The following is a 4,677-nucleotide window of genomic DNA, read 5'->3' on the forward strand; positions in this document are numbered from 1 at the left end:
CATGGATGCGGCGACCGAGCTTACATGGGTGAGGGCGCTTTGCTTGCGAAGCACTGCTTCGCAAGCGCCCGAACGCACAGCCGCCAGCGGCTGGGCCGGGCCCCGGAGGGGTACTTGCAGCGCCCCCCGCAACCGGACCCACCCCGCCATCCCACAGCAAACCCGCTTCTGCTTCGGCTGTTGCTGTTGAGGTTGCCGGCCAGCGGCCGGCACTACCGCAGGTGCAGGGCTGCAAGCCCTGCCGACCAACACCCTCCTTACAAACGACTGACGTGACGCTCATGTGCCATGCGCGAGGCTGTCCACTTGGCGGTTCGACTGGAGGTGACAAGGGTGCACTGGCAGAGCGCACAGGCCTACGCATGGCCGTTGGGATTGGCCGTGGTGGTGGGCGGTATCGGCGCGTGGCTGATCCTGTGGATCTATCATCGGCTGAAAGGGCGTGATCGGCGGCGCGCGCGCATCGGGCGTGTGCTCGGGCTGCCAATGGCCACCGCATGGCCGCTGCTGCTGTTGATTCCTGCGTTGCAGGCCACGCCGCTGCAGGATCCCCTTCTGGGCAACCTGCAACGGGTGCTGCATATCGCACTGACCGCCTGCTTCATCTGGTTGCTGGTACGCGCAGTGGCAGCGGGTGAGCGGGCCATCCTGCGCAGCCATCCCATCGATGTCTCCGATAATCTGGAAGCGCGCCGCATCCAGACCCAGACGCGGGTGCTCAGCCGCGTGCTGATGGGCGGCATCATCGTGCTGGGCACTTCGCTGGTGCTGCTGACCTTCCCCATGGTGCAGAAGATCGGCACCGCGCTGCTGGCCTCGGCGGGCCTCATCGGCCTGGTGGCCGGTATCGCCGCAAAGCCAGTGTTCGGCAACCTGATCGCTGGCCTGCAGATTGCAGTGACCCAGCCGATCCGGCTGGACGATGTGGTGATCGTCGAGGGCGAGTGGGGACGCATCGAGGAGATCGGCAGCAGCTACGTGGTGGTACGCATCTGGGACGAGCGGAGGATGGTGGTGCCGTTGACCTGGTTCATCGAGAACCCCTTCCAGAACTGGACGCGGCGTAGCGCTGACCTGCTCGGCACAGCCTTCCTGTGGCTGGATTATCGTGCCCCGATTGCGGCGATCCGTGCTGAACTGGAGCGCATCTGCCGGGGCGAAGCGTTGTGGGATGGCCGGGTCTGCGTGACCCAGGTGACCGAAACCAGCGAGCGCGCGATCCAGGTGCGCCTGCTGGTGAGTGCGCGCAGCTCCGGCGACGCGTTCGACCTGCGTTGCCTGGTACGCGAGCGCATGCTCGATTTCCTCGCGCGTGAGCATCCGCACTCGCTGCCGCAGCTGCGTGCGCGGCTGCAGCATGCAGACGAGCTGGACATGCCGCGAGGTCCTCGTGCACGCACTGCAGATGTGCGTTCGCCGGGGGCTGAAGACGGTGAGGCGGCAATCGTGCCGATGGAGCCGGAACCCGAACGGTAGCGCCGGCCAGCGGCCGGCACTACCGTACGCGGTGGGTCACGCGGTGACCGGCTGCGGCGCGCGCTGCTGCAGTGCCCAGACGATGCCACCACCGATCAGGGTCAGCACGGCAGCGAACAGGCACACACCCAGCCAATCCCAGGCCGCATAGGCCAGGCCACCGACCCCGCCCAGCACGCTGGACCCGAGGTAGTAGGCGAACAGGTACATCGCCGAGGCTTCGGCGCGCATCGTACCGGCGCGGCTGCCAACCCAGCTGCTGGCCACCGAGTGGCCGCCGAAGAAGCCGAACGTGACCAGTGCGATACCCAGTGCCATCGCACTCAGCCACGGCATTGCCAGCAGTGCGATGCCGGCGCCGATCAACGCGAACGAGATCGACAGGATGCGGCCGCGCCCGTAGCGCGTTGCCTGCTGGCCCATCCACGCCGAACTGAAGGTGCCCACCAGGTAGACACTGAAGATCAGGCCGACCACGGTCTGGCTGAGGTGGTAGGGCGGCGCCAGCAGGTGGTAGCCCAGGTAGTTGTAGAGGGTGACGAACACGCCCATCAGCACGAACGAGGTGGCGAACAGCCACGGCAGGCCCGGGTCGGCGAACAGCATGCGCCAGCGCGACGGCAACTGGCGCAGGCCGTCACGACGGGGATGGAAGTGGCGCGACGGCGGCAGCTGAAGCCACAGCAGCACCGTGCTGGCCACCGCGATGATCGAGACCACGCCGATACCCCAGCGCCAGCCCCAGTGGTCGGCGATGATGCCGGCCAGCAGGCGCCCGCTCATGCCACCGATGGCATTGCCGCCGATGTACAGGCCCATCGCCAGGCCCAGCGCACGGCTGTCCATTTCCTCGACCAGGTAGGTCATCGCCACCGCCGGCACGCCGCTCAGCGCCAGGCCGAGCAGCGTGCGCAATACCAGCAGCGTGGTCCAGTCATCCACCAGCGCCGAGCTCAGCGACAGCATGGCCGAGGCCAGCAACGCGACGATCATCAACGGGCGGCGGCCGACCGCATCGGACAGCAGACCAGCCAGCAGCATCGCCACGGCCAAGGTGCCGGTGGTCAGCGACAACGACATGGCGCTGCCGGCGGCGGACACGCCGAAATGGCGGCTGAACTCAGGCAGCAGCGGCTGCACCGTGTACAGCAGGCCGAAGGTGGAAAAGCCGGCCAGGAACAGTGCCAGCGCGGTGCGACGAAAGGCCGGTGTGCCCTGCTGGATGCGGGTCTCGGCGCTGGGGTCGACAGTGGGGGGGCGGCGTTCGACGGCCGCCGCGGTTTCGCCAGTCATGGGATCGATGGGCCGGTGGGGGCGGCCAAGCGCGGGAGGGAACGGGCCTCAGACTAGGCCCGTCTATCCAGTCGATCCATAACCTGATAGGTCATGATTGATATACGAGAAGTATCAATTCAGCTTACAGTCGCTGCCACTCGAAGCCGTCGCCCCGGCGGTAGTACACCGCCACCGCGCGGCCGTAGAGCTTGTCGGCGTCGACGAAGCCGAAGAAGCGGCCATCGAAGCTGTTGCCGCGGTGGTCACCCAGCACCAGCACCTTGCCAGCCGGCACCACCAGGTCGGCGATGTCCGGACCGCCGCCCATGTCCAGATCAAGGCGGGCACGTCGCTCGCCGAAGGCTTCCACGTCCTGCAGGTCGGCCATCTGCAGCGGCTGCCCGTTGATGCTCAGATGGCCTTCGCGCATCTGCACATGGTCACCGGCCACCGCCGCCACGCGCTTGATCAGGCGGGTGCCGTCGGCCGGTGAGTCGAAGACCGCCACCTCGCCACGCTGCGGGGTGCCGGTCGCCATCAGTTCCGTGTTGGTGAATGGCAGACGCAGACCGTAGGCGCGCATGTCCACCACCACCCGGTCGCCGGGCTGCAGGGTCGGCTGCATCGAACCACTTGGCACCACGTAATGGTTGGCCAGGGTATCGCGGGCGGCGGCGAGCAGGCCGAGCATCACCAGCAGCGGCAATGCTTCCTTCTTCAGCCAGGCCACGGCGCGTTGGGAAAAGGGGGGACGGGCAACAGCATCCATGACAGGCTCCGGTTGGGTGGTGGCTGCATCAGACCACATCCGGGCGCAAGAGGTTCCCGCGCCGCGCTCCTGTAGAGCCGAGCCTACGCTCGGCTGCTCTGCGCCCCAGTCCTGGCAACCCTGGCGCTGCAAAAGGGGTTACGCAGGTTTTACGCCCCGGCCCGGCCGCGGGCATCGCACCTTTACGGGCAGCACGCGCATCGTGTGCCCACCGCGCCACACGGCGCATTCCGCAAGGTGTTGTATGACCCTCCTGGTGATCCGCCACGCCTCTTCGTCGGCACCGCGTCCCCAACTGCCGGCACAGCTGGCCGGCCATCGCGTGCTGTGCAGCGACTGCGCCAGCCTGTCCGAGGTACGCCAGTGCCTGTGCCAGCCGCAGGCGCGCTCCGCCGACTGGGTACTGCTGGATGTCGGTACCGCCGACGAAGCGCAATGGCAGGCCGAAGGTGGCGCGCTGCAGGCAGCACTGGAACGGCTGCCGGCGCAGTACATCGAACTGCAGGCTCCCAGCGAGCCGGGCCTGGATGCACGTCTGCGCCTGCAGCACGGTCCGGCCGCCGTGGTGGTCGACCAGCGCAGCCAGCAGGCCGGTTACCCGTTGTCGCTGGCCATCGTTGGCCGTCGCCTGGCGCAGGAGGGCTGAGCCATGTCGATCTTCATCATCCGCGGCCCGGAAGCGGCCGGCGCGCTGATCCGCACCGCGATGCCGCTGCCGGCGCCGGTACTGAAGTCGCTGGTGCATCGCGCGATCGACGCCGGAACCAGCGTGGCGATCCGTGCCTGTGGCTCGGAACAGGAACTGCTCGATGCGCTGCGTGTGGCCGATCACAGCCGCGGTGAGGTGACGCTGCTCGATCCGGGCGCATGTGCCAACAGCCTGCGCCTGCAGCGGCTGCTGCCCTATCTGCACAACGCGTACGTAGAGGTGCATGACGACGGCGCAGTGGCCGAACCGTGCCTGCCGGCCGGTGTCGGCCAGCGCCTGGGCATCGCTGCTGGGTATGGCGCGCAGAGTTATGTGCTGGCGCTGGATATCGCGCTCGATCACCTGGGCCTGGCCGAGCAGGCGAACCGCGTGCACGTGGGGACGTAACGCTGTGTGTAGAGCCGAGCCCATGCTCGGCTGCGTCTCCAGAAAAAGCCAGCCGAGCATG

General features: G+C 67.7%; 5 protein-coding genes. 3 read left to right on the forward strand and 2 right to left on the reverse strand.

The window, feature by feature from the left end; all coding sequences use genetic code 11:
* Positions 1-288 precede the first annotated feature (288 nt).
* Positions 289-1,476: a mechanosensitive ion channel family protein gene (locus ABGA94_RS04405; protein ID WP_216653255.1), complete on the forward strand. Its 1,188-nt coding sequence runs from the start codon at positions 289-291 to the stop codon at positions 1,474-1,476.
* Positions 1,477-1,512: 36 nt separating this feature from the next.
* Here ABGA94_RS04405 and ABGA94_RS04410 read toward each other — a convergent pair whose 3' ends face one another.
* Both ABGA94_RS04410 and lepB read right to left on the reverse strand, forming a co-directional pair.
* Complete coding sequence (locus tag ABGA94_RS04410; protein WP_069138101.1) at positions 1,513-2,769, reverse strand: MFS transporter; 1,257 nt, start codon at positions 2,767-2,769, stop codon at positions 1,513-1,515.
* Positions 2,770-2,893: 124 nt separating this feature from the next.
* Positions 2,894-3,520 (reverse strand): signal peptidase I, encoded by a 627-nt coding sequence (gene lepB, locus ABGA94_RS04415; protein WP_005420745.1) that lies wholly within the window; start codon positions 3,518-3,520, stop codon positions 2,894-2,896.
* Between the two features lie 244 nt (positions 3,521-3,764).
* Between lepB and ABGA94_RS04420 the strand changes: the two genes are divergently transcribed.
* Both ABGA94_RS04420 and ABGA94_RS04425 read left to right on the forward strand, forming a co-directional pair.
* Positions 3,765-4,166: a hypothetical protein gene (locus ABGA94_RS04420; RefSeq protein WP_053496494.1), complete on the forward strand. Its 402-nt coding sequence runs from the start codon at positions 3,765-3,767 to the stop codon at positions 4,164-4,166.
* 3 nt (positions 4,167-4,169) lie between these two features.
* Positions 4,170-4,616 carry a 3-dehydroquinate dehydratase gene (locus ABGA94_RS04425; RefSeq protein WP_004153636.1) on the forward strand — a complete coding sequence of 149 codons (447 nt, stop codon included), beginning with the start codon at positions 4,170-4,172 and terminating at the stop codon, positions 4,614-4,616.
* Positions 4,617-4,677: the final 61 nt, after the last annotated feature.

It is taken from the genome of Stenotrophomonas sp. 3diitr2024 (assembly GCF_042136455.1).
Taxonomy (GTDB): Bacteria; Pseudomonadota; Gammaproteobacteria; order Xanthomonadales; family Xanthomonadaceae; genus Stenotrophomonas; species Stenotrophomonas sepilia.